Below are 26,292 nucleotides of genomic sequence, written 5' to 3' on the forward strand. Positions count from 1 at the left end.
TGTTCTTTCCAGGCACTTCGCCAGCCCGTACCTGTGGACAGGCTGAGGGAAGGAACGCGAAACGGGACGAGCCGTTCAGGCATCACACGGGCGGGACCCGAGGAGACAGTTGATGCCGATGATTGAGACCCGTGACGGGACCCGTCTTTATGCCAAGGCGTGGGGCGACGGTCCGCCGGTGGTGCTGATCCATGGCTGGCCGCTTTCGGGCGACAGCTGGGACCCTGTGAGCAATGCACTGGCCGATGAAGGCTTCCGAGCGATTGCCTATGACCGGCGCGGATTCGGACGGTCGGACCAGCCTTCGGGCGGCTATGACTACGATACTTTTGCCGATGATCTGGCTGACGTCATGGCGGCAATGAATGTCCGCGATGATGCGGCTCTGGTCGGCTTCTCGATGGGTGGCGGCGAGATCGCGCGCTACATGTCGCGCTACGAAGGACGCGGCGTTTCGCGGGTAGCGCTGGTGTCTTCGGTCGTGCCCTACATGCTCCAGAACGACGACAATCCCGACGGCGTGCCGCAATCGACCTTCGATGAAATGACCGATGGCATGCTGGAGGACCGCGCCAAGTTCTTCACCGGCTTCTTCCGCGATTTCTATGGCGTGGGCATGCTGAGCAGGCCGGTGAGCGACGAGACGCTCAAGCTGTCGTGGGTGACAGCGATGCAGGCGGGCCTGAGGCCCACGCTGCTTTCGGCGAAGGCCTTTGCCACCACCGATTTTCGGGGAGACCTGCCCTCGTTCCGCGTGCCGACTCTGGTGATCCATGGAACGTCGGATGCCACCGTGCCGATCGAGGCAACCGGACGCGCCGTGGCGAAGGCGGTGCCGCATTCCACGCTGATCGAGTACGATAGCGAGCCGCATGGCCTGTTCGCGACGCAGACCGAGCGGCTGACCAAGGACCTGCTCGATTTCCTCTCCGGCCGTCCGGCCGAAACGATGCCGCAGGAAGTGATCGATACGCTGACCGCGCAGACCATCGTCGCGCCCACCATCTGATCAGGCAAAGAGCCCCTGGATGAACCATTCGGGGGCTCCGCCGCGCCCGTCGCCGATCACGCCGTGGCGGTAGATCCAGTAGCGGCGGCCGGCCTCGTCCTCGATCCGGTAGTAATCGCGCAAGCGCACCGTGGAGCGTTCGCGCCACCATTCCGGCGCAATACGCTCGGGCCCTTCGGCGCGGGTGACCTTGTGCAGCTGGCCGCGCCATTGGAACTGCCGGGGGAGACCATCCGGGGTTTCGTAAACGACCGCAACCGCCTCAGGTTTATCAAGAAGTTTCAGCGGCCTGTGATGGAAACGCAATTCTTCCTGTGAAGAGGGCAAGTCAGCCAGTGGCGGCTGCCAGCGCTGGGCGCGTTCGGGCAAGTGGCTGGCATGGGCGACCGGGCACCGCACCGCCTCCGGCCCAAGGCGCACAGTCAGGCGATCGATGCAGGCGGCAAGGCTGGTGCCATGACGCTCTGCTGCGGCATCGAGATCGGCCTGGGACAAGTGCAAAGGCTCGGCCCAAGGCACGCGCAGGCGCACCAGTTCTATGCCGAACCCCGCATCGAGATCGTCAAGCCGGGCGGCAAAGAGGCGGCAGATATGGGCCGGATCGCGCGAGGCGGCGGCCATCTCGAGGCGACGCACCAGGACTTCGCCATCGACTTTCCACATCCCCAGTTCCAGGCGACGGGCCCCCTGCCCCAGCCCTTCGAGCAGGCGCGCCATGTCGGTGGCGAGGTCCTCGACCACGCGATCGAGCAGGCTGCGGTGGCGGATCGGCTCCATCAGCCGGCGCTGGACCAGCGGCGCGGGCACGCCCACGACAGGCAACAGTGGTTCCGGCCGCAAGCCGAAAATCTGGTCGAGCCGCAGCAGTGGATTGGCGGCGGCCGAGCGGTGATTGCGAAAGCGTCGGGCAAGGTTCTCGCGTGTCAGCCCTTCGATCTGACCCAGACGCTTGAGGCCGAGGCGGCGCAGCAGCAGGATCACATCGGCATCGAGACGCAGCGCGGCAACCGGAAGGTCGGCGAGAAAGGTGTGCGGGTCTGCCTCCGGGGGCTGGATCACAGCTGGCGGTCCATGGCGCGCAAGCGCCCATGCCGCGCCTGCCGTAGGAGCGAGCGCGGCGCGGGCAGCAAGGCCACGCCTTTCCAGCAGGGCCAGCACATCCGCTATCAGCGCCCGCTCACCACCAAACAGGTGAGCCACGCCGCTGGTGTCGACCAGCAGTCCATCGGGCGGATCGAGCGCACTCCACGGTCCCCAGCGCTGCGCCCACAGGGCAAGGTTCTCAAGGAACGCGAGGTCGCCCGCAGCATCGGCCGGGCGCACGGCAAGGGCCGGACAGAGCGTGCGCGCATCGGTGAGGCGCATCGACGGTGCAGCCCCGGCAGCACGGGCAGCGGGGTTGGCAGCGGCAATGCGGGGGCCGTGCGCGGTATCCTCGATCAAGGCCAGCGGGGCAGCGTCGAGCCCCTCCCTCCGCGCGGTCCCCTCAGCCAGTCGCCAGCGATCGATCGCCAGATCCGTGCACCAGATCGCCATGATCCGGCGCCGAGGAGCTTTGGGTGGCAGCAGGTTCGGCGACGAGGAGAGCGTCGTCATCGCGCAAGGTCCATTGTCCGGGGTGGAAGGTGTGGGCGCGGAACAGGTCGGCCCGCCATGTTGCCTTGCCCGGGGCATGGGCGTTCCAGTGTGGCTTGGGCGATGGCGCTGGCGCCACTTCCCAGCGCATCCGTGCCGCGCCGAGATCGCGCCGGGCGTCGAGCCGCACCAGCCACAGCCGTACGCCATGCTTCTCTGCCGCAAGGCTGAGACGGCGCGAGGCGGTGAAATCGAGCGCCTTGGGATTGCCCGCGATCTCGCCGATCACGAAAGCGAGATCACGGCATCGCAGGCCCTCTTCCAGCGCGAACAGGGCATCTTCGGGCGTAGCGGCGGCAACGTGGATCAGGCGATGGCGCAGGTCCGCAGGCAGCCCGGGCAGGTAAGGTCGGCCGGACAGGCGCAACGCAGCCTTGTCCTGAACCCACAGGAAGGGGCGACGATCGGGCACTTCTGCGGCCTGCTGCAGACGCAGGGCATCGCGGGCAAGCGCCAATGCCATCCCCGCCCCGCAAGCATCACGGGCCGGGGCGAACAGTTCGGCATGGGGGCAATCCAGTGCCAGCCCCGGCTGCCAGCGCGGCGTGCGTGCAGACGCACCGATGCCGCGCACCAGACCGGGAGCCAGAGCGATAAGGGGCGCGACAGGATCGCGAATGGGGGCGTGATCGATCATGCGATTCGTTCCTTTGTTCTTATTATGTTCCGTTTTTCGAAACGCGCAATCCACCTCAGGTTTCCCCTTTGTGCACAGCCTTGGGGAAAAGTCTGGGGGGAACCTCCCCTGCCCCCTCCCGTTCATCAGGCAACTCCCGACAAGCAAAGGACATTCCTGCGATGAAGTACGATCAGGGCAATCCCGAAGAGCTGCGCGAAAAATTCTGGAAGGCGATGTCCTCGTCGCCCTACGTCATGCTCCAGCTGGACGACGATCCGGATTCGGCCGCGCCGATGACAGCGCAGCTCGACAAGGACGCCAACAGTGCCATCTGGTTCTTCACCAGCCGCGACAACCGCTTTGCCAAAATGGGCGGCGCCACCGCCACGTTCTCCTCCAAGGGCCACGACGTGTTCGCCCGCTTCCATGGCGTGCTGGTCGAGGAAACCGACCGCGCGGTGCTGGAGGAGCACTGGAACAACTTCGTCGAAGCCTGGTTTCCGGGCGGTCCGGATTCCCCCAACCTGCTGTTCATGCGCATGAACCTTGGCGACGCCTCGATCTGGGCGGGCGAACTCGGCCTGATAGGCACTGCCAAGATGGCGCTGGGCATGGACGTTACCGACGACGTCAAGGGCGGTTACACGGACACCAAACTCTAAGCACTGCCATTGCCAGCCAACGAAAAGGGCCGCCCCGGAAGGAGCGGCCCTTGCTCTTTTGCGCCTTCGCCGGATCAGTTGATCGGCGGCACCGGCTGCGGCGGTGCGTCGGCGTCTTCCTCGTGCACTTCCACGAGACCACGGCCCACGTGGCTGCGGCTGCGGCTGTAGCCGAAGTAGATCAGCAGGCCGAGCGCACCCCACACCGGCAGCACCATCTTCGCATCGAACGGCAGCAGCAGGTAAAGCGCGAAAGTGCCGACGATGGCGAGCGGCGCCGTCAGCCAGATCAGCGGCGTGCGGAACGGGCGATGACGGTTGGGCTCGGTCCGGCGCAGCACCAGCACGGCGATGGCGACCATGAAGAACGCGAACAGCGTGCCCGAGTTCGAGATGTCGGCCAGCTTGCCCACTGGCAGGAATGCCGCAGCAGCCGCGACGAACACGCCGGTGATGCCGGTGACGATGTGCGGGGTCTTCCACTTGGGGTGAATGGTGGCGAGCTTTTCAGGCAGCAGGCCGTCGCGCGCCATCACGAAGAAGATGCGGGTCTGGCCGAAGAGCATCATCAGGATGACCGACGGCAGGGCAAGGCCCGCGGCAAGGCCAATCACGCCGCCCAGCTTGGTCCAGCCGATTTCCTTGAGGACGTGCGCGAGAGCTTCCTTCGAGCAGGCCAGCGGCTCCTTGCCGAGCGCGGCAAGCGATGCGCACTGATCGGCCAGTGCGGTCGATCCCGGAGCGAGGACTTCGCCGCCGGGGCCGGTGACAGGCTGCGCGCCGATTGCGCCGATCGCGCCGCCAGCGACGAGAATGTAGAACACGGTGCAGATCGCAAGGCTGCCGATCAGGCCGATCGGCACGTTGCGCTGCGGGTTCTTGGTCTCCTCGGCTGCGGTCGAAACGGCGTCAAAGCCGACATAGGCGAAGAAGATCGAAGCTGCCGCGCCGCCGACGCCGATGATGCCCCAGCCGTTCGGGGTGAACGGGGTGAAGTTCGGGCCGTTGTTCAGGTACTTGAACGTGGCGAAGACGAACAGCGACAGCGCACCGACCTTGATGGCAACGAGCACCGCGTTGACCTTGGCGCTTTCCGAGGTGCCGATCATCAGCAGCCAGGTGACGAGCAGGCCGATCACCAGCGCCGGCAGGTTGACCACGCCGCCCGCGAAAGGACCGTTGGCCAGCGTCGCAGGTATCTCCAACCCTATGTAATCTCGCAAGAGTCCGACGAAGTAGCCCGACCAGCCGACGCAGACCGCCGAAGCTGCCACCGCGTATTCGAGGATGAGCGCCCAGCCGACCATCCAGGCCAGCAGCTCGCCCATCACCGCATAGGTATAGGTATAGGCCGAGCCCGAGACCGGCACCATCGAGGCCAGTTCCGAATAGCACAAAGCTGCCACCGCGCAGACGAAGCCGGCGATGATGAAGCTCCAGATCATGCCGGGACCGGCCTTCTGCGCGGCCTCGGCCGTCAGCACGAAGATGCCGGTGCCGATGATGGCACCGACGCCGAGCAGGGTGAGCTGGACCGGGCCCAGCGAGCGATGCAGCGATTTCTTTTCTGCAGTAGCAAGAATGGCGTCGAGCGGTTTGACGCGACCGAACATGAATTTCTCCCGCCTTGGTCCGGCACCTGAAACCAAAACGGTTGCGCCGGAAACCAGGTTATGCGCCGCAACGCTAGCGGGAACGGCCTATCGCGCAAGCCATTTTTCCCCAGACTTGCATCAAAGATGGGCCGGACATCGAGCCACCTTGCGGGTTTTTGCCAAGCAAGTAGAAGCGTCTGCCCGCCTCAGAGGATGCGCAACGATGTCCACCACCTTCCAGCTCGACACCGCAACCAGCCGCGCCAACCCCACGCCGGCGCCAATGAAGCGGCTGACGATCCCTGCGATCCGCCAGCGCAAGAAGGATGGCGTGACCAAGGAGCCGGTGGTGATGCTCACCGCCTATACCGCACGGCAGGCGCAGCTGCTCGATGCCCATTGCGACCTGCTGCTGGTGGGGGATTCGCTGGGTCAGGTGATCTATGGCCTGCCCTCCTCGGTGCCGGTCACGCTCGACATGATGGCAGCGCATGGCGCGGCGGTGGTCCGTGGCTCCTATCACGCTGCCGTCGTGGTCGACATGCCATTCGGCTCCTACGAAGCCTCGCCGCAGCAGGCCTTCGAGAGCGCATCGCGCCTGCTGAAGGAAACCGGCTGCGCGGCGGTAAAGCTCGAAGGTGGCGAGGCAATGGCCGAAACCGTCGCGTTCCTGACGAAGCGCGGCATTCCGGTGATGGGTCACGTTGGCCTCACCCCCCAAGCCGTGAACGTGCTCGGTGGCTACAACGCGCGCGGCCGCAGCGAGGCCGAAGCGGCCAAGATCGTCGGCGATGCGCAAGCCTTGGCCGAGGCCGGCGCATTCGCCATCGTGATCGAAGGGGTGGTCGAACCCATTGCCATCGCCATCACGCAAGCGGTGCCCTGCCCCACCATCGGCATCGGCGCATCCGCCCAGTGCGACGGGCAAGTGCTGGTCACCGAGGATATGCTCGGCATGTTCGAACGCGTGCCCCGCTTCGTGAAGGTCTACGAGAACATCGCCGACACCATTTCCGGCGCTGCCGCCACTTATGCAGCCGAAGTGCGCTCTCGTGCGTTCCCCGGCATTGAACAGACCTACCAGCCCAAGTAAGCGCACTCGGGCTCAACAGGGGAATTCCGCTTGCTCCGCTTCTACAAGGGTTCGATTCTTTTCACGCTCGTCTGCCTCGCCATGGCCGTCGCCTATGGCTGGATGCAGACGGGCACGGCCAGCGGCACGATGTCGCTGGTGTGGATCGTGTTCGTCCTCTCGATCCTCGAAGTCTCGCTGTCCTTCGACAACGCGGTGGTCAACGCCGCCGTGCTCGAAGACATGGACGACGTCTGGCAGAAGCGCTTCCTGACCTGGGGCATGGTCATTGCCGTGTTCGGCATGCGCATCGTCTTCCCGTTGGCGATCGTCGCCATTGCGGCAGGGCTTGGGCCTGTCGAGGCGCTGAAGCTCTCGCTCAACGAGCCCAAGCGATATGAAGAAATCGTCAGCAGCGCCCATGTCGGCATTGCCGGGTTTGGCGGCGCCTTCCTTGCCATGGTCGGCCTCTCGTTCTTCTTTGACGGGGAGAAGGAAGTTCACTGGATCAAGTGGATCGAGGAAAAACTGGCGGTAGTCTCGAACATCAAGGCGGCGGAAATCGCACTGCTGCTGCTGGCGCTCTACGGCATGACCTTCCTCCTGCCCGAGGATGAAGGCATGACCTTCCTCGTTGCGGGCGTGCTCGGCCTTGTAACCTTCATCGGCGTGGAAGCGCTCGGCACGATCCTCGAGATGCGCGACGAAGCGCAGAAAGCGGCAGGCCTTGTCGTCCGCTCCGGGCTCGGCGGTTTCCTCTACCTCAACGTCCTCGACGCATCGTTCAGCTTCGACGGCGTGATCGGCGCGTTTGCCCTGTCGAACAACATGGTGATCATCGCGCTCGGCCTGTCGATCGGCGCGATGTTCGTGCGTTCGATGACCATCATGCTGGTCAAGAAAGGCACTCTCTCGGAGTACCGCTACCTCGAACATGGCGCGTTCTGGGCCATCATCGCCCTGGCCGCGATCATGCTCCTCTCGGCCCGGTTCCACATCTCCGAGACGATCACCGGCCTCGTCGGCGCGGCCCTGATCGGCCTGTCGCTGTGGTGGTCGATCCGCCACAAGCGCAAGTATCCGGACGCGGAACTGGACGACGCCGTCCGCGCCGACTGAGCGCTCAGCCGCGCCCGGCCAGCGATGGCTTGGGGGCGGGGGTGCCGAGGAAGCGCGGTGCCGGCGCAGGCATGACCATTCCCTCGTCCTCGACGAACGTCTCGCGCGCGGTGTTGTGCGGATGCTTCGGGGCTTCGCGCAGGCTGAGCACCGGCGCGAAGCAGATGTCGGTGCCGTCCATGATCGCGCACCACTCGTCGCGCGTCTTGGTCAGGAACAGCGCCGTCAGTCGCGCCTTCAGATCCGGCCAGACGCGCGGGTCCATCTGCGGGGCGAAGGCAGGATCGTCCTTGAGCCCGGTCTTTTCCAGCAGCAGCGCATAGAACTGCGGCTCGATCGAACCGATCGATATCCACTTGCCATCGCTGGTTTCATACGTGTCATAGAAGTGGGCACCGCCATCGAGAAGGTTGACGCCGCGCTCGTCCTTCCAGCGTCCAAGCCCAAGGAACGTGTAAGTCATGGCCGAGAGAATCGCCGCGCCATCGACCATCGCGCAGTCGACAACCTGCCCCTTGCCGGTGCGCTGCGCCGAGAACACCGCAGCCATCACGCCGAACGCCATCAGCATCCCGCCGCCACCGAAGTCGCCGACGAGGTTGACCGGAAACTGCGGCTTGCTCCCCGCCTGCCCGAAGCTGTGCAACGCGCCTGCAAGAGCAATGTAATTGATGTCATGGCCCGCAAGCGGCGCCATCGGGCCTTCCTGGCCCCAACCCGTCATGCGGCCATAGACGAGCTTCGGATTGTCGGCGAGCAGCACCTCCGGGCCGAGGCCAAGCCGCTCCATCACGCCAGGGCGGTAGCCTTCGATGATGGCATCGGCTTCCTTCACCAGTTCCCGGATCTTGGCAATGGCAGCCGGGTCCTTCAGATCAAGCTCGATCCGTTCGCGATTGCGATTGAGGATGTCACGGTTGCCGCTGTCGCCAACCCGGTCGCCCTTCGCCGGACGGTCGATGCGGATGACGCGCGCACCATGGTCGGCCAACATCATGCAGGCAAAGGGTCCGGGGCCGATCCCTGCGAATTCGAGTACCGTCAGCCCTTCGAGCGCGCCTGCCATGACCTTCTCCGCGTTTAATCGTTCGATTGAATTTCGATTACGGCGCAGACCGACCCTTGTCGAGCGCAGAGTTCATGACGGATTGCGCAAGCCCCGCTCCGCCAGCACGGATTCGATCCGGCCTGCCCCGGCACCATCGCCTAGCGCGGCTCTGCCTGCCGACAGCAGCTTCAGCGCCTGCGGACTGGCGGGATTCTGCCTGAGATAGCGCGCCACCATCCCGTTGGCCTCTGCCGGCTTGCCAAGCAGCCGCATCACATGATCGATACGTTGCAGCGTCGGCAGATTGAAGCGGATCAGCGCCGCGCGCCCGTATTGATCGAGCGCCCCGGCCCTATCCCCCGACATCAGCCTCGCATCCCCCGCCAGAAGCCAGGCCTCGGCCGCTCCCGGGTTGGCCAACCGCAAGCGATCAGCCACGCCGACAGCCTGCGCCGTATTGCCACTTTCGATCAGCCCGCGAATGTAGGGCACCGCATTGGCAGCGAAGTTGGGTGCATCGCCATAGGCAAGCGCCAGCACCGGCAGCGGTTGGCCCGCCCCAATCGGCATTGCCGCGCGTTGCCCGACCACCTTGGCTCTTTCCCTGAAAGATGCAGCTGTCCCCTTGCGCCCCAGCCCCGCCTCGGCATCGGCTGCAAGCGCCAAGAGGTAAGGCGGCGCAAAGCTCTGCCTGGCCCAACCGGCAGCGATCTCGCTCGCCTGCTGGTGCAACCCTTGCCGTTCGAGCGCGCGCACCATCAGCATCCGCGCCTGCAGGTTGTCCGGCTGCACGCGCAACAACCGGTCGAAGTGCCCCACGGCGAGATTGGCATTGCCGGCGCGATATTCGAGGATGCCGTTGAGCAGCATCGCCGCCGGCATGTCGCGCAAAGCCGTGCCGGTCTGCAGCAGGATCTTGCGGGCAAGGTCGGTCTGCCCGGCACGCGCCGCCAGAACCGCCTGGAGATAAAGCGCGCGGACATTGCCGGGATCGACCTTGGCCAGCTTGCGGCAGACCACCAGCATCGCGCGATACTGGCCCATGTCACCCAGTGTCGCCGCATATTCTCCCAGCAGCCCCGCATCATCAGGCGCTACCCGCAACCCAGCCTCGAACCACGGTAGTGCTGCCTGCAGACCGAATTGCTCGCGCACGAGCAGCCCGCGCAGTTCGAGCGCGCGCGGATCCTTGGGGTCGAGCTTCACCGCGCGCTCGGCGGCCTCAATGGCCTGTGCCTGCTCGCCACCGCTGAACCGCAGTCGCGCGATGTCCACCCACAGCGAGGCATTGTCCGGCGCAATCCCCCACGATTGGTCGAACGCCTGTCCCGCTGCCGCGAGACGGCCCTCGATCAGTTCGATCCGCCCGCGCAACTGCCACCCATGCGCCGCACTCTCGGGCCGAAAGTCTCCGCCAAAGAGCACCCGGCGCGCTTCGCGGCGGTCGCCTTGAAGCAGCAGCGCTTCGCCCAGTTCCGCGCGCACGTCATCCACAGACGCCCCCAGCCGCATCGCCGCACGCAACGGTGCTTCGGCGGCGATACCGTCGCGCTTGGCAATTGCCGCGCGCGCCTTGGCCAGCAGGCCGGCAGGCACATCGCCGCGCACCGGCCCGCCAAGGACCAGTGCCGCCAGCGCCGCCGCCGCGATCCTAGCTATGGAGATCGTACTGCTTGAGCAGGTCATAAAGCGTCGGCCTGCTGATGCCGAGCAGGCGCGCCGTGCTGGAGATATTGCCCTCGCTGCGTGCGAGGGCATGACGAATGACTTTCCGATCCGTCACCTCGCGCGCGGTCTTGAGGTTCAGGGGCGAGGCTTCCTGCGGATCTGCGGATGGCAGATCGAGATCGGCGGCGCTGACCAGCTTGCCATCGGCCATTATCACCGCGCGCTTCACCCGGTTCTCCAGCTCGCGCACGTTGCCCGGCCAGTTCCACCCGTCGATGGCGGCCAGCGCATCGGGAGCAAAGCCCTTCACCGCGGGGTTCATTTCCTTGGCAAAGCGCAGGAGGAACGTCTTGGCGAGCAGCGTCGCATCGCCCGGCCGTTCAGCCAGCCCGGGAATGCGAACGACGATCTCGGCCAGACGATAGTAGAGGTCCTCGCGGAAACGCCCGTCCGCGATCATCGCCTCAAGATTCTGGTGCGTGGCGCAGACGATGCGCGTGTCGACCTCGATGGACCGGCGCCCGCCGATGCGCTCGATCGTGCGCTCCTGCAGGAAGCGCAGCAGCTTGACCTGAAGCTGCAGCGGAATGTCGCCCACTTCGTCGAGGAACAGCGTGCCGCCGCTGGCCAGTTCGATCTTGCCTTCGGTGGTCTTGACCGCCCCGGTGAACGCGCCCTTCTCGTGGCCGAACAGCTCGCTTTCCAGCAGGTTCTCGGGGATCGCCGCGCAGTTGATCGCGACGAACGAGCCATGCGCCCGGCCGGACGAATCGTGCAGACCGCGCGCCAGCAGTTCCTTGCCGGTTCCGCTCGCGCCCAGCAGCATAACCGAGACATTGGTATTGGCCACGCGCTCGATCGTGCGCGCCACCTTGATCATCTCCGGCGCCGCCGTGACCATGCGGCCCAGCACCTTGTTGTCGGTCGATGCGCGCGTTGCCAGCACACGATTCTCGGCCTCGATCTGCGAGAGGTGCAGCGCCCGCCGCACGATCAGACCCAGTGCATCGATGTCCACCGGCTTCTGGTAGAAGTCGTAAGCGCCCTTCTCGATCGCCTTCAAGGCAGACTCGCGCGCACCGTGGCCGGAAGCCACGATCACCTTGGTCTGCGGCCGCAGCGCCATGATCTCGTCGAGCACCGCAAAGCCCTCGGTCGTCCCGTCAGGGTCTGGCGGCAGTCCAAGGTCGAGCGTGACCACAGCCGGCTCTTCCGAACGCAGCAACGTCAGCGCACTGGCCCTGTCGCCGGCAATCACCACCTCGAAATCCTCGTAGGCCCACTTGAGCTGCGCCTGCAGTCCCGGATCGTCCTCGACGATCAGCAGCACTGGTCGCTGCCCCGCTTTCGCCTCACTCATCACGCCACCTTTTTCCCTGGGGAGCCGCTGTCCCCTTCGATAGAATCGATCAGTCCCTGCGTAGCTGCCAGCGGCAGGCGCACCATGAAACGGCTGCCCAGCCCTTCCCGGCTCTCGACCTCGAGCTTGCCGCGCATCGCGCGCACCATTTCCCGCGCCTCGTAGGCGCCGATGCCGAAGCCGCCCTGCTTGGTCGAGACGAAGGGCCGGAACAGGCGGTTGCGGATGAATTCGGCGCTCATCCCGCATCCCGTGTCGATGATTTCGATGGTTCCATAGAGCCCGTCGACGTTGCATTGCAGGAACACCGCCATGCCCTCGGGGCTGGCATCGATCGCGTTCTGCACCAGATGCAGCATCACCTGCTCCAGCACCTCGCGATTGGCCAGAACCCGGCAGGGCGCGTCGTGCGTCACATGGACCTGCAGCATGCCCGGCGCATTGTAACGCCCCGCCACCGTCCGGATCACCTCGCTGGCATCGATATCCTCGACCCGCTCGGCCGCGTTGCCGCCATAACGGGACAGGCGCGCCAGCAGCGCGTTGAGCTTGTCGGCCGAATTGCGCAGCGTGATCAGCATGTCGGCGCGGAACGCCGGATTCTCGGCATGCTTCTCGGCATTGCGCGACAGCAGGCTGAGCTGGCTCGCCAGATTCTTGATGTCGTGCATGACGAAGGCCATGCGCCGGTTGAACTCTTCGAACCGGCTGGCTTCCAGAAGCGCGGATTGCCCGGCATGTTCGGCCAGGTAGCTCGCCAGCTGCATCCCCACCACGCGCAGCAGGTCGAAGTCCTCCCAGTCAAGCTTGCGCGCCACCGACGGCCGTCCCAGCACGACGAGCCCGACCAGCCGGTCGAAGTGCAGCAGCGGCACCAGCGCCCAGGCCGAATGCTCCTCTACCAGCCACTGCGGCACGGCAGACCTCTCGCCCTGATGCTCGACCCCGGCGCGCAATTCGTCGAGATCGACGATGAAGCCGCGCTTCTCGAAGAAGCTCACCTTGTCTGCCGCGATTGCCTCGGCAGGCACATCGGCAGTCGGCCACTGCCACCGCGCCGACAGCACCATCTCGCCGCTCTCGGCCTGGCAAAGGAGCAGGCCAGCCGAACTGTCGGTAATGTCGGCCACGGCCTGAACCACGCGCTCATGCAGCGAAGGCGCGTGGGTGCCCGCACGACCGATCGTCCGGGTAAACCGCAGCCATTCGGCACGATAGTCATAGCGATGCTGGAAGAAGTGCTTGGCCAGCATGACCTTGATCCAGCCGCGCAAGCGCCCCGAAGGCAGGATCGCCAGCACCAGCACGCTCGTCACGAAGACGAAGCCAAGCTGCGCGAGTTGCCCGGCATTCCCGCCCAGCCAGGCAAGCGACTGGGCCGCACCGACCATCACGATCATGTAGGCGCCGATCACCAGCAGCGAGAGCGACTGGAAGGCCACCGCGCGCGATGGCGAGAAGCGCAAGGCCGAACGTCCGCGCACAGCCCCGATCGTCAGCAACCCCGCCACGCCGATCTGGGCTAGGCCGCGCATCGCTTCGAGTTCTACCGGAAGGCCATGGGCAAGGTAGGCGATCGTGTAGAGGTTGAGATCGTAGCCCCAGACCGTCGCCATGGCGATGCAGGTCCAGCGCAACGCCACCCGCTGCTGCGCCATCGCACCGGCATAGAGGTTGTGCACCAGAACGAGCGCGCCTGTTGCCACCAGCAGGCGGAACAGGACCGAGATCTGGAAGATCATCGCCTGCGTCACCGCATTGCCGCCGTACTGCAGGTTCATCATGAGCAGCAGGAACTGCAGCATCTCGACAAACACCAGCGCCGCCATCACCGGCCGGATCGGCGCCACGCTGGTATGGCGTCCATCGCGCGAGAACATCGCGAATGCGAGGCTCAGCCAGGCAAGGCTGCGCAGTGTCTCGAAGGCCTGCGAGGCCAGCGTTTCGTATCCCGTCCCCGCAACGACCAGAGCCCACGCGCCGGTCAGGGTGAACGCCGCAATCTCTGCCCGGGCAGCGCCCGCCTGCTCGCTGCGCCGCCGATCCCAGCGCCAGCCGGTCAGCAGCAGGAACGCGAACGCAGCGGCAAGAAACGCCCATTGCCCGAAGCCGGTCCAGGAAAGAGGACTCTGCACCGGCCCGCCTCAGCGCGCGCCTTCGTGCCACAGCACGACGCGCAGGGTCTGGAGGAGGATCAGCAGATCGAGGAAGGGCGTGTAGTTCTTCGCGTAGTAGAGATCATACTCCAGCTTGTGCCGCGAATCCGCCAGCGAGGCGCCATAGGGATAGTTGATCTGTGCCCAGCCGGTGATGCCGGGCTTCACCATGTGGCGCTCGGCGTAATAGGGCAGTTGCTCTTCGAGTTCGGCGACGAATTCGGGACGCTCCGGGCGCGGGCCGACGAAGCTCATTTCTCCCTTGAGGACGCTCCAGGTCTGCGGCAGTTCGTCGATGCGCACCTTGCGGATGAACCTGCCGATGCGGGTCACGCGCGGGTCGTTCTCCTGCGCGAACTGTGCCCCGTTCACCTCGGCATCGGTGCGCATCGAGCGCAGCTTGATCACATCGAAGGTCTCGCCGTAAAGCCCGACGCGGCGCTGGCGGAAGAACGCCGGCCCCCGGCTGTCGATCTTCACCAGCACGGCAAACAACACGATCACGGGCAGCGTCAGAACCAGCAGCAGCAAACTGGCGCTCACGTCAAAGATGCGCTTGGCCGCGCTCGAAAGCGCCCGCCCGGAAGAAAAGCCGTCCGAGAAGATCAACCAGCTCGGGTTGACCGTATCGAGATCCACGCGGCCCGTCTCACGCTCCATGAAGGTCGAGAAATCGTTGACGTGGACGCCAGTCGTCTTGATCCGCAGCAGGTCCTTGAGCGGCAGGGCATTGCGCCGCTCTTCCAGCGCCAGCACCACCTCGCTGACGCCAAGGTTCTCGACATAGCGCGTCAGGTTGTTGATCGCATCGCGGTGGATCGCTTCCTCGACCACCGGCGCAGCACTGCTCATGCCGATGTAGCCGACAATGGCAAAGCCCGCTTCCGGCCGCTCGCCCAGCTTGCGCAAGCGGTCCGCCCGGGCCCCGGCGCCCAGCACCAGCACGCGACGACGGAACGCGGAGGTGCCCAGCAATCCCCCCAGCAGCAGCCGGATCATCACCAGCAGTGCCATGGCTATGAACATCGCGTAGAACAGGTTGGAGCGCCACAGCGTGCGCCCCGGCAGCATGAAGTAGACCACCGACAGCGCAATGATGCCAAGGCTCACCGCCACCAGCAGGCGCGCCGTGGCATAGCGCATCGAACGCAAGGCATCCGAGCCATAGACCCCGACAGCAATCATCGCCAACTGCACCAGAACCGCAAACAGCAGCAGCGGCGTGGCGCGCATCGGCACAACGCCGGGATCGATGCCGATCTGGTGCGCACGCAACTGCCAGCCAATCTCGCCCGCACCGATCAGCAGCACGAAATCGAGCAGGCCCAGCAGCAGGACCGAGTGCGGTATGTAATGCTTGAACAGGCGGATCATGTGCCCGGACTTGTCACCCGTCGGGCCCGGAATGGGTCCCTTGGTGAAAAGCCTTACACCGCAAAGGGTAAAGCGTCGGTTACCCTGACACCGACCACTAAACAGCCGCACAAATCTAAATATCTGAATTTCATACAAAAAGCCCCACCGCAGAAATCCATCTGTCGGTGAGGCTTACATTTTCTCAGCCGGAGGGCGGCAGTTTTACTTCCCGTCGGTTGCATCCTTCGCCGCGTTACCGATGTCCTTGGCAGCGCTGCCGACGTTGTCCGCCGCACGCTCGATCGCATTGTCGCGGCTGGTGCGGCTATCGGACATGTTCATCAGGAAATAGCCGCCAACAACCAGGGCGATGAGCAGGATCACCGCGATCAGCCAGCCACTGCCACCGCCACTGCGCGGGCGGTCGTCATAGACCGTAGTATGGGTATGGGTTGAGCCTGCCGGCTCGCGCACTTCGACAACACGTTCCTCGACCATGGCATGTCCTCGTGAGATTGGATTGGTCTTCCAACGCTTTGCCAAAGATGACGTTCCTTTCATCTTCCGGTGGCCGTTCGCCAAAGCCACTGGTCGGAGCGTCGCTGCCATGCCAGAGTATGACCATGCGGCAGAAAGAACTGCGCCTCGCTCTGGTTTGCTACGGCGGCATCAGCCTCGCCGTCTACATGCACGGCGTGACCAAGGAGCTGTGGCACGCCACCCGCGCCAGCCGCGCTTTCCACTGCCCGGACGAGCCGCACTCGACGGGCGTCGAATCCGTCTATCTGCGCCTGTTCGAGGAGATCGCCCTCACCCGCGACCTGCGCCTGCGCCTCCTGCCCGACATCATATCCGGAGCCAGTGCAGGCGGCATCAATGGCGTCTTCCTCGCCCAGGCCATCGCCACCGGACAGAGCCTCGAACCATTGACCGCGATGTGGCTCGAACGCGCCGACATCGACGCCCTGCTCGATCCCGATGCCAAGCCGTGGAGCCGCTTCGCCAAGTTCTGGGCGCAGCCGCTGGTGTGGTTCGTGCTCAAGCGACCGGGCAACGTCGTCAGCAGCACCGTCGCGCCCGAAACGCGCTCGGAAGTCCGGCGCAAGGTCTCGCGCCTGATCCGCGCGCGCTGGTTCGCCCCGCCCTTCAGCGGCATCGGCTTCTCGCGCATGATCGCCGATGCGCTCGATGCCATGGCAGCAAGTCCGATGGGCGATCCGCTCCTGCCCGAAGGTCACCCCATCGACCTCCTCGTCACCGCGACCGACTTCAACGGCCACCTTGAGGAACTGCGCCTCAACAGCCCGGAAACGGTCGTAGAGAGCGAACATCGCCTGTCCATCGGCTTCCGCCGCGCGACCTCTCGCGTCGGCGAGCGCGATCTAGCCGCCTGCCCCGAACTGGTCCTCGCCGCCCGGTCCACCGCCAGCTTCCCCGGCGCCTTCCCGCCGCTCGTGATCGACGAGATCGATGCACTGGTTGCCGAGCGTCGCCAGAAATGGCCAGGCCGCGCGCAGTTCCTGCAGCGCATCATGCCCAGCCACTGGAAACGCGGTGACGTCGATGCGGTCGCCCTCGTGGATGGTGCCGTGCTGGTAAACCGCCCCTTCGCCCAGGCGATAGGCGTGTTGCGTGACCGCCCCGCCCGGCGCGAGGTCGACCGCCGCTTCGTCTATGTCGATCCCAGCCCGGATCACATGCGCATCGCTCCAAAAGGCGGTCGCACCATCGGCTTCTTCTCCGCGATCTTCGGCTCGCTCTCCTCGATCCCCCGCGAGCAGCCGATCCGTGACAATCTCGAATCCCTCGAACGCCAGTCGCGCCAGCGCCAGCGCCTGCGCGCCATTGTCGATGCACTACGTCCCGAGATCGAGGAAACCGTGGAAGCCCTGTTCGGGCGAACGCTCTTCTTCGATCACCCCAACCAGCGCCGCCTCACCTCGTGGCGCAACAAAGCCCAGCAAGCCGCCGCCCAGCGCGCCGGCTTCGCCTTCCATGGCTATGCCCAGATCAAGCTGGCCGGCATCGTCGCCGAACTCGCCGCCCTGATCCACGAAGCCGCGCCGGACGCGGCGCCTGCCGGCAAAGTCGAAGCGGCGCTATGGGACCACCTCTCCCAGACCGGGCTGGATCGCCTCTCGGCCTTGCGCGGCGGCGCGACCGACAAGGCCATCGTCTTCTTCCGCACCCACGACATCGCGTTCCGCATCCGCCGCCTCAAGCTGCTCGCCCGACGCCTCACGCACGACTGGGAAGAGGGCGAGAACGTCAGCCCCGCCGACCGTGAAGCCGCCCGCGATGCCGTCTACCGTGCGCAAGCCCTCTATCAGGGCCGCGAAACCGCCGAGGGCCTCGGCCCCGGTTTTGCCGAGACGGCCGCACTTGCCACCGTGGACCCCGGCGCGGTCCTCAACGCCATCGCGACGCGGCGCGATCTGGTCGGGCTCGATCTTCAGGTCGATATGATGCTCGTCGCCGCGCTGGAAAAGATGGACAAGCCGCTGCGCCGCCGCTTCCTCCACGCCTATCTCGGCTTCCCGTTCTATGACACCGCAACGCTGCCGCTGCTGCAGGGCGAAGGCATGGGGGAGTTTGATCCGGTCAAGGTTGACCGCATCTCGCCCGACGACGCCACTTCGATCCGCAAGGGCGGCACTTTCGCCTGCCTGCGCGGCGTCGAGTTCTTCAACTTCGGCGCCTTCTTCAGCCGCGCCTATCGCGAGAACGACTACCTGTGGGGTCGTCTCCACGGCGCCGAGCGCACGATCGACCTGATCTGCTCGACTGTTGAGGAACCGCTGGCGCCGGAAGTCATCGCCGCCTTCAAGCGCGACGCTTTCCTCGCGATACTCGAGGAGGAACAGGGAAGACTTGTTGCAGAACCGGGACTCGTCGAGCGCGTACGCGCCGAAGTCGTCGCAGCCTTCGATTAGCGGTCCCCCAAAGACACTGCGCCCCTCGCGTCAGCAGAGGGAGCGCAGCAATCTCACTCGGTCAGATCCGTCCAGGCATCCTTGATCCGCTCGAAGAAGCCCTTCGACTGCGGGCACTCCTCCCCGGTCTCGGTAGCCTGAAACTCGCGCAGAATTTCCTTCTGCCGCGCCGAAAGCTTGGTCGGTGTCTCGACGTGGATTTCCACCACCAGATCGCCAACCCCACGCCCCTGCAGCACCGGCATGCCGCCGCCGCGCTTGCGCAGTTGCTTGCCCGACTGGATGCCAGCCGGAATCTCGATGGCATGGACTTTGCCGTCCAGCCCCGGAATCTCGATCTCGCCGCCCAATGCGGCGGTGGTGAAACTGATCGGGCAACGCGTCAGCAGCGTCGTCCCCTCGCGCTCGAACACCTTGTGGCGCTGGATATGCAGGAACAGATACAAGTCACCCGGAGGCGCGCCGAATGGCCCCGCCTCGCCCTTGCCCGCCAAGCGGATGCGCGTGCCGTTGTCGACACCTGCCGGAATGTTCACCTGCAGCCGCTGCTCGGCATCGACGCGGCCTTCGCCCCGACAGCTCTTGCACGGACTCTCGATCACCTCGCCGCGGCCATGGCAGTTCGGGCAGGCCCGTTCGACCATGAAGAAGCCCTGTTGCGCACGCACCTTGCCGTGCCCGCCACACAGGTTGCAGCGCCGCGCCGAAGTCCCCGGCGTCGCGCCCGAACCTCCGCAAGGCTCGCACTTCTGCGAAACCTCGACCGCGATCTCGGTCTCCTTGCCATGGAATGCATCCTCGAGGCTGATCTCCAGATCATAGCGCAAGTCCGCCCCGCGCCGTGCCTGCTGGCGACCACCGCCGCCGAACGCGCCACCGAAGATCGTCTCGAAGATATCGCCGATGTCCCCGAAGTCCCCGCCGCCAAAGCCACCACCGGCTCCACCGCCGCCGCCCTGCTGGAACGCGGCATGGCCATAACGGTCATAAGCCGCCCGCTTCTGCGGGTCCGACAGGCAGGCATAAGCCTCGTTGATCTGCTTGAACTTGGCCTCGCTCTCGGCACAGCCCGGATTCTTGTCCGGGTGGAACTTCATGGCGAGTTTGCGGTATGCAGACTTGAGGACCTTCTCGTCCGCAGTCCGCTCCACTTCGAGCAATTCGTAGAAATCGATCTCGGCCGACATTGCGCTTCCCTAACGCGAAGACCCGCCGCCAGCGTATTCACGCAAGCGGCGGGCCGGTTTCATCGCAACATCACTTGTTGTCGTCGACTTCCGAGAACTCGGCGTCGACCACGTCGTCATCGGCCTTCGGAGCCTCGGCGCCCGGAGAAGCCGCAGCAGCCTGCTCCTTCTCGTAGATCGCCTGGCCCATCTTCATGGCCTTGTCCGTCAGCGCCTGGGTCTTGGCGGTCATCTCGTCAGCGTTCCCGCTTTCGACAGCCGTCTTGGCCTCGGCGATGGCAGCCTCGATCTCGGCCTTCAGCGCAGCGTCGATCTTGTCGCCATTCTCTTCAAGCTGGCGCTCGGTCGCGTGGATGAGGCTTTCGGCGTTGTTCTTGGCTTCCGCCTCGGCACGACGCTTCTTGTCCTCTTCAGCGAACTTCTCGGCATCGCGGACCATCTGGTCGATGTCCGCATCCGACAGACCACCAGACGCCTGGATGCGGATCTGCTGCTCCTTGCCGGTGCCCTTGTCCTTGGCCGAGACATTGACGATGCCGTTGGCGTCGATGTCGAACGTCACCTCGATCTGCGGCACGCCGCGCCGTGCGGGCGGAATGCCGACGAGGTCGAACTGGCCAAGGAGCTTGTTGTCCTGCGCCATCTCGCGCTCGCCCTGGAAGACCCGGATCGTCACCGCCTGCTGGTTGTCCTCGGCAGTCGAATAGACCTGGCTCTTCTTGGTCGGGATCGTGGTGTTGCGGTCGATCATCTTGGTCATGATGCCGCCCAGCGTCTCGATGCCCAGCGACAGCGGGGTCACGTCGAGCAGCAGCACGTCCTTGACGTCGCCCTGCAGCACGCCTGCCTGAATGGCAGCGCCCATGGCGACAACTTCGTCCGGGTTCACGCCGGTGTGCGGATCCTTGCCGAAGAAGTCCTTCACCACTTCGCGGACCTTGGGCATGCGGGTCATGCCGCCGACGAGCACGACGTCGTCGATGTCCTTGGCCGAAAGACCGGCGTCAGCCAGAGCCTTCTTGCAGGGATCGAGCGTGCGCTGGATCAGGCCTGCAACCAGCTTTTCCAGATCGGCGCGGGTGATCGTCTCTACCAGATGGAGCGGGGTGGTGCTGCCACCTTCCATGCGGGCGGTGATGAACGGCAGGTTGATCTCGGTCGTCTGGGCAGACGACAGCTCGATCTTGGCCTTTTCCGCGGCTTCCTTGAGGCGCTGCAGGGCAAGCTTGTCGCCGCGCAGGTCCATGTTTTCCTTCGACTTGAACTTGTCGGCAAGGAATTCCACCAGCGCCGTATCGAAGTCCTCGCCACCCAGGAACGTGTCGCCGTTGGTCGACTTCACCTCGAACACGCCATCGCCGATCTCGAGGATCGAGATGTCGAAGGTGCCGCCGCCAAGGTCATAGACCGCGATCGTCTTGCCGTCCTGCTTGTCGAGGCCATAGGCCAGCGCCGCCGCGGTCGGCTCGTTGATGATGCGCAGCACTTCGAGGCCCGCGATCTGCCCGGCATCCTTGGTCGCCTGGCGCTGCGCGTCGTTGAAGTAGGCCGGCACGGTGATGACCGCCTGCGTCACGGTCTCGCCGAGATAGGCCTCGGCGGTTTCCTTCATCTTCTGCAGGGTGAAGGCCGAGATCTGCGACGGGCTGTAGTCCTGGCCACCGGCCTTGACCCATGCGTCGCCATTCTTGCCCTTGGTGATGCTGTAGGGGACGAGTTCCGTGTCCTTCTGGGTCAGCGGATCGTCAAAGCGGCGGCCGATCAGGCGCTTCACCGCAAAAATCGTGTTGTCGGGGTTGGTCACCGCCTGGCGCTTGGCCGGCTGGCCGATCAGGCGCTCACCATCCTTGGTGAATGCGACGATCGACGGCGTGGTGCGCGCACCTTCCGAGTTTTCAATGACCTTGGGCGTGCCCCCGTCCATCACAGCAACGCAGCTGTTGGTCGTGCCAAGGTCGATGCCGATAACTTTAGCCATGAGTTCCCCAGTTCCTTCCATTCAAGACACCGCGTGGGAAAGCGATCCCCCTGCCGGGCAGACCGCCGAATGCGGCTCGATTGACCGCGATATAGGTAGGGTTCTTCTTGGCACAAGGCCCCCGCGCGCTTACTTCACGAGCCATATCGGCAACCGGAGTCGCCCCCATGCGCAAGCTTGCAATCCTTGGACTTTCCGCCCTCGCCCTGTCCCTTGCCGCCTGCGGGCAGAAGGCCGAGGCTCCGTCCGGGGAGGCAAGCGACACCGCCGCAGCCGGACCGGAAGCGGCGCCCGGCGTGGTGGTGACCGACGCCATGGTCCGCCTCCCCGCCGTCCCCGGCAGGCCCGGCGCTGCCTATTTCACCGTCTCGCAGGGCAGCGGTGCCCCGCGCAAGATCGCCGCAGTCCATGTCGAAGGCGCCGAGCGCGCCGAAATGCATGAAACCGTCACGAAGAACGGCATCTCCTCGATGCAGCAGGTCAAGGACGTGCCGATCGAAGCGGGCAAGAGCGCCGAATTCAAGCCCGGCGGCCTTCACGTCATGCTGTTTGACGTGGCCGATACGCTGAAGGCCGGAACCACCACCGAACTCACCATCACCCTCGACAATGGCGACAAGGTCAGCGTCCCGGCCAAGGTCGAAACCCTCGGCGGCGGCAGCGGTGGCGAGGCCATGGAAGGCATGGACCACTCCGGCCATGACATGAGCGGCCATGACATGAGCGGCCACGACATGAGCAAGATGTGAGAGATGAAAGCGCTCCCTGCCCGCCCGGCGGGGAGCGCGTGCTAACAGCCGGGGAATGCGCTCTGGTCGCCGAAGTCTTCGGCGCGGCCATCGATACAGCCCCCGTTCGCATCCGTCGCCGCCGCTGGTTTCCGTTCCAGCCGACCGGCACGGTCATGGCACCGATGGGCCATCTCCACTTCGCCCCGGCCAGCCCTCATTACGAGCATGATTTCGCGCAGGCCTCTTTGCCTGCGCAGGGCCTGTTCATCCATGAAATGGTCCATGTCTGGCAAACCCAGACGCGCGGACGCTGGTGGCTCCCCCTCATGCGCCACCCCTTCTGCCGCTACGCTTACACCTACGACCCTGCCCGCCCGTTCGATCGCTACGGCATCGAACAACAGGCCGAGTTGGTCCGCCACCTGTTCATGGCAAGACGGGGCGCACCGTCACCGGCCGCCCCGTCACTTCAAGCGCTCGAAGCGCTCGTTCCGTTCGCCGCCGCCTGATCAGCAGCGAACCTCGTATTCCTGGCCGTAGCGGTCAACCTGCCAGCAGCGGTTGTCGTGCTTGCGGATCTGCGAACCGCCCACGGCGCCAACCGCGCCGCCAATCGCAGCGCCCTGAACGACGTCGCCACCCGTAGCCGCGCCGATACCGGCACCCACCGCCGCACCCACTGCCGCGCCTTCGCCGGCGTAGTTGCGCGCGCAGCCGCCCAGCGTGACGGCCGAACCCATGATAAGCGATGCAATGATGATCTTGCGCATGATGTGTCTCCGTTTCCCGGAGACGACGAGCGGGCAGGCGAGGCGTTCCGCACATTGCGATGAAGCGAGGCAGACGAAGGTTTCGCCTGTCGAAACCGGCAAACCCGGTTGAGGACAAGGCGCAAGCCACGCGGCACAATGCGGTCAACCCAAGGATGCCCGCCATGCCCCACGCCGTTGATCACCACGCCATCCTCGCCCGCTTTGCCGCCTCGCGCGATGGCGATGGCAACATCTTCCACGACATCGACCCCACGCGCCTCGCCCACATCGTGGTCGACATGCAGAACGGCTTCATGGAGGAAGGCGCCCCGGTCGAAGTGCCGATGGCGCGCACAATCGTCGACAACATCAACCGCATCAGCGCCGCCGTGCGCGCCAGCGGCGGCCACAACCTGTTCCTGCGCTACACCACCCCGCCCAATGGCGGCCCGAGCTGGTCGAACTTCATGGTCCGCATGGGAGCCAGCGCGCAAGGCCACCGGGAGGCGTTCACGCCAAACAACCACGGCTGGCAGCTCTGGCCGACTCTCGACGTGAGCGAGGCAGACACCGTAATCGACAAGCACCGTTTCAGCGGCTTCAGCCCCGGCACCTGCACGCTCAACGAAGCCCTCAAGGCAAAGGGCATCGACACCGTGCTGATCACCGGCACCCTCACCAACTGCTGCTGCGAAAGCACCGCCCGCGACGCGATGCAGCACAACTACCGCGTGATCATGATCGCCGACGCCAACGCCGCCCTGTCAGACGAGGAACACGCCGCCACGCTTCACAACATGGCGTTCGTGTTTGCCGATCTTCACTCGACCGACGAGGTGGTGAAGTTGCTCGGGCAATAGCCTGCCCATGAACACTGCGCCCCCGCGAAGGCGGGGGCCTCGGTCGGTTTGCCGAAGTGTTCCGTAACAACACCGAGGTCCCCGCTTTCGCGAGGACGCCCAGCGCTTCAAATCAATCCGGCTTCTTCGCCACGGCCACCATCGCCGGACGCAGCAGGCGGTCCTTGATCATGTAGCCTGCCTGCAGCTCCGAGATCACCGTGCCCGGCTCGGCATCGGCCGAGGGCATTTCGATCATCGCCTGGTGCTGGTGCGGGTCGAGCGGCAGGCCCATCGCCGCGATGCGCACGATTCCATGGCTGCCGAAGACCTTCTCGATCTCGCGGCCCGTGGCTTCGAGGCCCGCCACGAGGTTCTTGAACTTGTCGTCCTCGCGCAGGTCGGGCGGGATCGATTCCAGCGCGCGGGCAAGATTGTCGGCCACCGACAGGATATCGCGGGCAAAGCCGGTCGCGGCATAGGCGCGGGCGTCGGCGATGTCCTTCTCCAAGCGGCGGCGGACGTTCTGCGTCTCGGCCTTGGCATAGAGCACGTCCTGCTTGGCGGCCTCAAGCTCCTCTCGCAGCTTGGCCGCTTCATCGTTTGAAGAAGGCTGGTCGATCATGTCCTCGGGCACACCCTTCAGTTCCGCCTCGACTTCAGCGTCAGTGGGGCGCGTCTCGTTATCGCTCATTTTCTCGAAAATCCGTCTTGTCCGATGAATCTGCCCAGCGTCTGGGCGGTGAAATCAACCATGGGGACGACGCGCGCATAATTCAACCGCGTTGGCCCGATCACGCCGACCACGCCGACCACCCGCCCGTCGCTGTCGCGCCATGGCGAGGCGATCACCGAAGAGCCCGAAAGCGAGAACAACCGGTTCTCGCTGCCGATGAAGATCCGCGTCGCCTGCGCCTCGCGCGCCGCATCGAGCACCCGCGCGATCGCCTCGGCGCTTTCCAGCTCTTCCAGAAGTTGCCGCACGCGTTCGATGTCGCTCAATGCCGCCTCGTCGAGCAGATTGGCCTGCCCGCGCACGACCATCACCGGCCGCGCTGCCGCGTCCTGCGTCCACACCACCAGCCCGCGCTGCACGAGATCGGCGCTGGCCGCATCCAGCGCGGTCCGCCCGCCGACGATCTCCGCCCGGACCAGCCCTGAAGCCTCACCAAGCGTGCGCCCATGCAACCGGCTCGTCAGGTAATTGCCTGCCTGCTCCAGCACCGCCGCACCGACCGGCTCGGGCAAGTCGATGATCCGGTTCTCGATCCCGCCATCCTCACTGACCAGCACCGCCAGCGCCCGCACCGGCGACAAGGGCACGAACGAAATCTGCACCAGTCGCGGCTCGCGCTTGGGCACCATCACCACCGCAGCCCCCGCCGAAAGCTCGGACAGCGCCGAACTCGCCGCCGCCAGCGCATTCTCGATGGTCCCGCCATGGGCCAGCCCGCGCTCGATCTGAGCGCGCTCGGCCACCGTCGGCTCGGCCACCTGCATGATCCCGTCGACGAACAGCCGCAGCCCCACCTCGGTCGGCATCCGCCCCGCGCTGGTATGCGGCGCGGCGAGCAGTCCGGCGTCCTGCAACTCCTGCAACACCGACCGGATTGACGCAGGCGAAAGATTCACGCCCCCCGAACCGGCAAGCGCCTTTGACCCCATCGGCTGCCCGCTGGCGATGTAACCCTCCACCACGAGACGGAAAATCTCGCGCGCGCGGTCGGTCAGATCGGAAAGGTTCGGGCCGTGCATGGTGACAATCTAATCCACGCTCTTGCAGGCTCAAGCCCGATGCGCCAGAGGCTGGCCAAACTTTTGAGGGAAAATCCATGCGACCTTCCGGCCGTGCGCCCGATGAAATGCGCCCCATCATCATTGAAACCGCCTTCACCAAGCACGCTGAAGGTTCGGTCCTGATCTGCTTCGGCGATACCAAGGTGCTCGTCACCGCCTCGGTGGAAGAGCGTGTGCCGCCGTTCCTGCGCGGCAAGGGCGAAGGCTGGGTCACGGCGGAATACTCGATGCTCCCCCGCGCCACCCACACGCGCGGCAGCCGCGAGGCCGCGAAGGGCAAGCAGTCGGGCCGCACCCAGGAAATCCAGCGCCTGATCGGCCGCAGCTTGCGCGCCGTCACCGATCTCAAGAAGCTCGGCGAACGCCAGATCACCTTGGACTGCGACGTGATCCAGGCCGACGGCGGCACCCGCACCGCCTCGATCTCCGGCGCATGGGTCGCCCTGCGCCTCGCCGTGCAGAAGCTTATGGCCAGCGGGGCGATCAAGGAAGATCCGCTGACCGAAAAGGTCGCCGCGATCTCCTGCGGCATCGTAAACGGCCAGCCGGTGCTCGACCTTGACTACATCGAGGATTCCTCGGCAGACGCTGACGCCAACTTCGTCCTGATCGAAGGCGGCAAGATCGCCGAAGCACAGGCCACCGCCGAAGGCGCGACCTACGACGAGGAAGGCCTCCTGCGCCTCCTCCGCCTCGCCCGCATCGGCTGCAACGAGATCTTCGCAGCGCAGGAAAAGGCGGTTCGCGGCTAACCAAAAGAAAAGTCGGCGTTCCCG

At 65.3% G+C, this 26,292-nt stretch carries 23 protein-coding genes; 9 read left to right on the forward strand and 14 right to left on the reverse strand.

Annotation, left to right across the window (positions count from 1 at the left end):
- Positions 1–112: 112 nt before the first annotated feature.
- Entirely contained in the window at positions 113–1,009 is an 897-nt protein-coding gene (locus I2488_RS03685; protein ID WP_196274462.1) for an alpha/beta fold hydrolase, read from the forward strand.
- On the opposite strand, the gene I2488_RS03690 is transcribed toward I2488_RS03685, so the two are convergent.
- Both I2488_RS03690 and I2488_RS03695 read right to left on the reverse strand, forming a co-directional pair.
- On the reverse strand, positions 1,010–2,605 hold the full coding sequence (locus tag I2488_RS03690; protein ID WP_246465465.1) for a DNA polymerase Y family protein: 1,596 nt from the start codon (positions 2,603–2,605) through the stop codon (positions 1,010–1,012).
- A complete protein-coding gene (locus tag I2488_RS03695) occupies positions 2,496–3,281 on the reverse strand; it encodes a hypothetical protein (protein WP_246465466.1) in 786 nt (261 codons plus the stop codon). Before I2488_RS03695 ends, I2488_RS03690 begins: the two co-directional genes overlap by 110 nt.
- A gap of 161 nt (positions 3,282–3,442) precedes the next feature.
- Between I2488_RS03695 and I2488_RS03700 the strand changes: the two genes are divergently transcribed.
- Positions 3,443–3,925 carry a pyridoxamine 5'-phosphate oxidase family protein gene (locus tag I2488_RS03700; RefSeq protein ID WP_196274463.1) on the forward strand — a complete coding sequence of 161 codons (483 nt, stop codon included), beginning with the start codon at positions 3,443–3,445 and terminating at the stop codon, positions 3,923–3,925.
- 74 nt (positions 3,926–3,999) lie between these two features.
- Here I2488_RS03700 and I2488_RS03705 read toward each other — a convergent pair whose 3' ends face one another.
- Positions 4,000–5,538: an amino acid permease gene (locus tag I2488_RS03705; protein WP_196274464.1), complete on the reverse strand. Its 1,539-nt coding sequence runs from the start codon at positions 5,536–5,538 to the stop codon at positions 4,000–4,002.
- A 205-nt stretch (positions 5,539–5,743) separates the two neighbouring features.
- On the opposite strand from I2488_RS03705, the gene panB reads away from it, so the two are divergent.
- Positions 5,744–6,613, forward strand: a complete 870-nt coding sequence (panB, locus tag I2488_RS03710) for a 3-methyl-2-oxobutanoate hydroxymethyltransferase (protein ID WP_196274465.1) — start codon at positions 5,744–5,746, stop codon at positions 6,611–6,613.
- A gap of 30 nt (positions 6,614–6,643) precedes the next feature.
- Entirely contained in the window at positions 6,644–7,711 is a 1,068-nt protein-coding gene (locus I2488_RS03715; protein ID WP_196274466.1) for a DUF475 domain-containing protein, read from the forward strand.
- A gap of 4 nt (positions 7,712–7,715) precedes the next feature.
- On the opposite strand, the gene I2488_RS03720 is transcribed toward I2488_RS03715, so the two are convergent.
- The 6 genes from I2488_RS03720 to I2488_RS03745 all read right to left on the reverse strand — a co-directional run bounded on the left by I2488_RS03720 (position 7,716) and on the right by I2488_RS03745 (position 15,797).
- Entirely contained in the window at positions 7,716–8,777 is a 1,062-nt protein-coding gene (locus I2488_RS03720; protein WP_196274467.1) for a CaiB/BaiF CoA transferase family protein, read from the reverse strand.
- Between the two features lie 72 nt (positions 8,778–8,849).
- Complete coding sequence (locus I2488_RS03725) at positions 8,850–10,445, reverse strand: tetratricopeptide repeat protein (RefSeq protein ID WP_196274468.1); 1,596 nt, start codon at positions 10,443–10,445, stop codon at positions 8,850–8,852.
- Positions 10,411–11,787 (reverse strand): PEP-CTERM-box response regulator transcription factor, encoded by a 1,377-nt coding sequence (gene prsR, locus I2488_RS03730; protein WP_196274469.1) that lies wholly within the window; start codon positions 11,785–11,787, stop codon positions 10,411–10,413. The genes I2488_RS03725 and prsR overlap by 35 nt, the downstream gene beginning before the upstream one ends.
- Positions 11,787–13,922, reverse strand: a complete 2,136-nt coding sequence (gene prsK / locus I2488_RS03735) for an XrtA/PEP-CTERM system histidine kinase PrsK (RefSeq protein ID WP_196274470.1) — start codon at positions 13,920–13,922, stop codon at positions 11,787–11,789. Before prsK ends, prsR begins: the two co-directional genes overlap by 1 nt.
- Before the next feature lie 9 nt (positions 13,923–13,931).
- On the reverse strand, positions 13,932–15,317 hold the full coding sequence (locus I2488_RS03740) for a TIGR03013 family XrtA/PEP-CTERM system glycosyltransferase (RefSeq protein WP_196274471.1): 1,386 nt from the start codon (positions 15,315–15,317) through the stop codon (positions 13,932–13,934).
- A gap of 204 nt (positions 15,318–15,521) precedes the next feature.
- Positions 15,522–15,797 carry a hypothetical protein gene (locus tag I2488_RS03745; RefSeq protein ID WP_196274472.1) on the reverse strand — a complete coding sequence of 92 codons (276 nt, stop codon included), beginning with the start codon at positions 15,795–15,797 and terminating at the stop codon, positions 15,522–15,524.
- Between the two features lie 125 nt (positions 15,798–15,922).
- On the opposite strand from I2488_RS03745, the gene I2488_RS03750 reads away from it, so the two are divergent.
- Entirely contained in the window at positions 15,923–18,232 is a 2,310-nt protein-coding gene (locus I2488_RS03750; RefSeq protein WP_196274473.1) for a patatin-like protein, read from the forward strand.
- 53 nt (positions 18,233–18,285) lie between these two features.
- On the opposite strand, the gene dnaJ is transcribed toward I2488_RS03750, so the two are convergent.
- On the reverse strand, positions 18,286–19,419 hold the full coding sequence (gene dnaJ, locus I2488_RS03755) for a molecular chaperone DnaJ (RefSeq protein WP_196274474.1): 1,134 nt from the start codon (positions 19,417–19,419) through the stop codon (positions 18,286–18,288).
- A 70-nt stretch (positions 19,420–19,489) separates the two neighbouring features.
- Positions 19,490–21,397: a molecular chaperone DnaK gene (gene dnaK, locus I2488_RS03760; protein WP_196274475.1), complete on the reverse strand. Its 1,908-nt coding sequence runs from the start codon at positions 21,395–21,397 to the stop codon at positions 19,490–19,492.
- Positions 21,398–21,564: 167 nt separating this feature from the next.
- Between dnaK and I2488_RS03765 the strand changes: the two genes are divergently transcribed.
- Both I2488_RS03765 and I2488_RS03770 read left to right on the forward strand, forming a co-directional pair.
- Entirely contained in the window at positions 21,565–22,146 is a 582-nt protein-coding gene (locus tag I2488_RS03765) for a copper chaperone PCu(A)C (protein ID WP_196274476.1), read from the forward strand.
- Positions 22,147–22,184: 38 nt separating this feature from the next.
- The gene (locus I2488_RS03770) at positions 22,185–22,637 is read left to right on the forward strand and encodes a vgr related protein (protein WP_196274477.1); all 453 of its coding nucleotides are present in this window, start codon (positions 22,185–22,187) and stop codon (positions 22,635–22,637) included.
- Here the strand turns inward: I2488_RS03770 and I2488_RS03775 are convergent, their stop codons facing one another.
- Positions 22,638–22,898, reverse strand: a complete 261-nt coding sequence (locus tag I2488_RS03775; protein WP_196274478.1) for a YMGG-like glycine zipper-containing protein — start codon at positions 22,896–22,898, stop codon at positions 22,638–22,640.
- 164 nt (positions 22,899–23,062) lie between these two features.
- On the opposite strand from I2488_RS03775, the gene I2488_RS03780 reads away from it, so the two are divergent.
- A complete protein-coding gene (locus I2488_RS03780; protein ID WP_196274479.1) occupies positions 23,063–23,740 on the forward strand; it encodes a cysteine hydrolase family protein in 678 nt (225 codons plus the stop codon).
- Positions 23,741–23,852: 112 nt separating this feature from the next.
- Here the strand turns inward: I2488_RS03780 and I2488_RS03785 are convergent, their stop codons facing one another.
- Both I2488_RS03785 and hrcA read right to left on the reverse strand, forming a co-directional pair.
- Positions 23,853–24,413 carry a nucleotide exchange factor GrpE gene (locus I2488_RS03785; RefSeq protein ID WP_196274480.1) on the reverse strand — a complete coding sequence of 187 codons (561 nt, stop codon included), beginning with the start codon at positions 24,411–24,413 and terminating at the stop codon, positions 23,853–23,855.
- Positions 24,410–25,474, reverse strand: a complete 1,065-nt coding sequence (hrcA, locus tag I2488_RS03790) for a heat-inducible transcriptional repressor HrcA (RefSeq protein WP_196274481.1) — start codon at positions 25,472–25,474, stop codon at positions 24,410–24,412. Before hrcA ends, I2488_RS03785 begins: the two co-directional genes overlap by 4 nt.
- A 77-nt stretch (positions 25,475–25,551) precedes the next feature.
- Between hrcA and rph the strand changes: the two genes are divergently transcribed.
- Positions 25,552–26,268: a ribonuclease PH gene (rph, locus tag I2488_RS03795; protein ID WP_196274482.1), complete on the forward strand. Its 717-nt coding sequence runs from the start codon at positions 25,552–25,554 to the stop codon at positions 26,266–26,268.
- Positions 26,269–26,292: the final 24 nt, after the last annotated feature.

The sequence above is a fragment of the Novosphingobium jiangmenense genome (genome assembly GCF_015694345.1).
Taxonomy (GTDB): Bacteria; Pseudomonadota; Alphaproteobacteria; order Sphingomonadales; family Sphingomonadaceae; genus Novosphingobium; species Novosphingobium jiangmenense.

Excerpts from the sequence above, each read along its gene's own strand:
- I2488_RS03685 (WP_196274462.1), top strand. The coding sequence starts at position 113 with ATGCCGATGATTGAGACCCGTGACGGGACCCGTCTTTATGCCAAGGCG.
- I2488_RS03690 (WP_246465465.1), bottom strand. The coding sequence starts at position 2,605 with ATGACGACGCTCTCCTCGTCGCCGAACCTGCTGCCACCCAAAGCTCCT.
- I2488_RS03695 (WP_246465466.1), bottom strand. The coding sequence starts at position 3,281 with ATGATCGATCACGCCCCCATTCGCGATCCTGTCGCGCCCCTTATCGCT.
- I2488_RS03700 (WP_196274463.1), top strand. The coding sequence starts at position 3,443 with ATGAAGTACGATCAGGGCAATCCCGAAGAGCTGCGCGAAAAATTCTGG.
- I2488_RS03705 (WP_196274464.1), bottom strand. The coding sequence starts at position 5,538 with ATGTTCGGTCGCGTCAAACCGCTCGACGCCATTCTTGCTACTGCAGAA.
- panB (WP_196274465.1), top strand. The coding sequence starts at position 5,744 with ATGTCCACCACCTTCCAGCTCGACACCGCAACCAGCCGCGCCAACCCC.
- I2488_RS03720 (WP_196274467.1), bottom strand. The coding sequence starts at position 8,777 with ATGGCAGGCGCGCTCGAAGGGCTGACGGTACTCGAATTCGCAGGGATC.
- I2488_RS03725 (WP_196274468.1), bottom strand. The coding sequence starts at position 10,445 with ATGACCTGCTCAAGCAGTACGATCTCCATAGCTAGGATCGCGGCGGCG.
- prsR (WP_196274469.1), bottom strand. The coding sequence starts at position 11,787 with ATGAGTGAGGCGAAAGCGGGGCAGCGACCAGTGCTGCTGATCGTCGAG.
- I2488_RS03740 (WP_196274471.1), bottom strand. The coding sequence starts at position 15,317 with ATGATCCGCCTGTTCAAGCATTACATACCGCACTCGGTCCTGCTGCTG.
- I2488_RS03745 (WP_196274472.1), bottom strand. The coding sequence starts at position 15,797 with ATGGTCGAGGAACGTGTTGTCGAAGTGCGCGAGCCGGCAGGCTCAACC.
- I2488_RS03750 (WP_196274473.1), top strand. The coding sequence starts at position 15,923 with ATGCGGCAGAAAGAACTGCGCCTCGCTCTGGTTTGCTACGGCGGCATC.
- dnaJ (WP_196274474.1), bottom strand. The coding sequence starts at position 19,419 with ATGTCGGCCGAGATCGATTTCTACGAATTGCTCGAAGTGGAGCGGACT.
- dnaK (WP_196274475.1), bottom strand. The coding sequence starts at position 21,397 with ATGGCTAAAGTTATCGGCATCGACCTTGGCACGACCAACAGCTGCGTT.
- I2488_RS03765 (WP_196274476.1), top strand. The coding sequence starts at position 21,565 with ATGCGCAAGCTTGCAATCCTTGGACTTTCCGCCCTCGCCCTGTCCCTT.
- I2488_RS03775 (WP_196274478.1), bottom strand. The coding sequence starts at position 22,898 with ATGCGCAAGATCATCATTGCATCGCTTATCATGGGTTCGGCCGTCACG.
- I2488_RS03780 (WP_196274479.1), top strand. The coding sequence starts at position 23,063 with ATGCCCCACGCCGTTGATCACCACGCCATCCTCGCCCGCTTTGCCGCC.
- I2488_RS03785 (WP_196274480.1), bottom strand. The coding sequence starts at position 24,413 with ATGAGCGATAACGAGACGCGCCCCACTGACGCTGAAGTCGAGGCGGAA.
- hrcA (WP_196274481.1), bottom strand. The coding sequence starts at position 25,474 with ATGCACGGCCCGAACCTTTCCGATCTGACCGACCGCGCGCGCGAGATT.
- rph (WP_196274482.1), top strand. The coding sequence starts at position 25,552 with ATGCGACCTTCCGGCCGTGCGCCCGATGAAATGCGCCCCATCATCATT.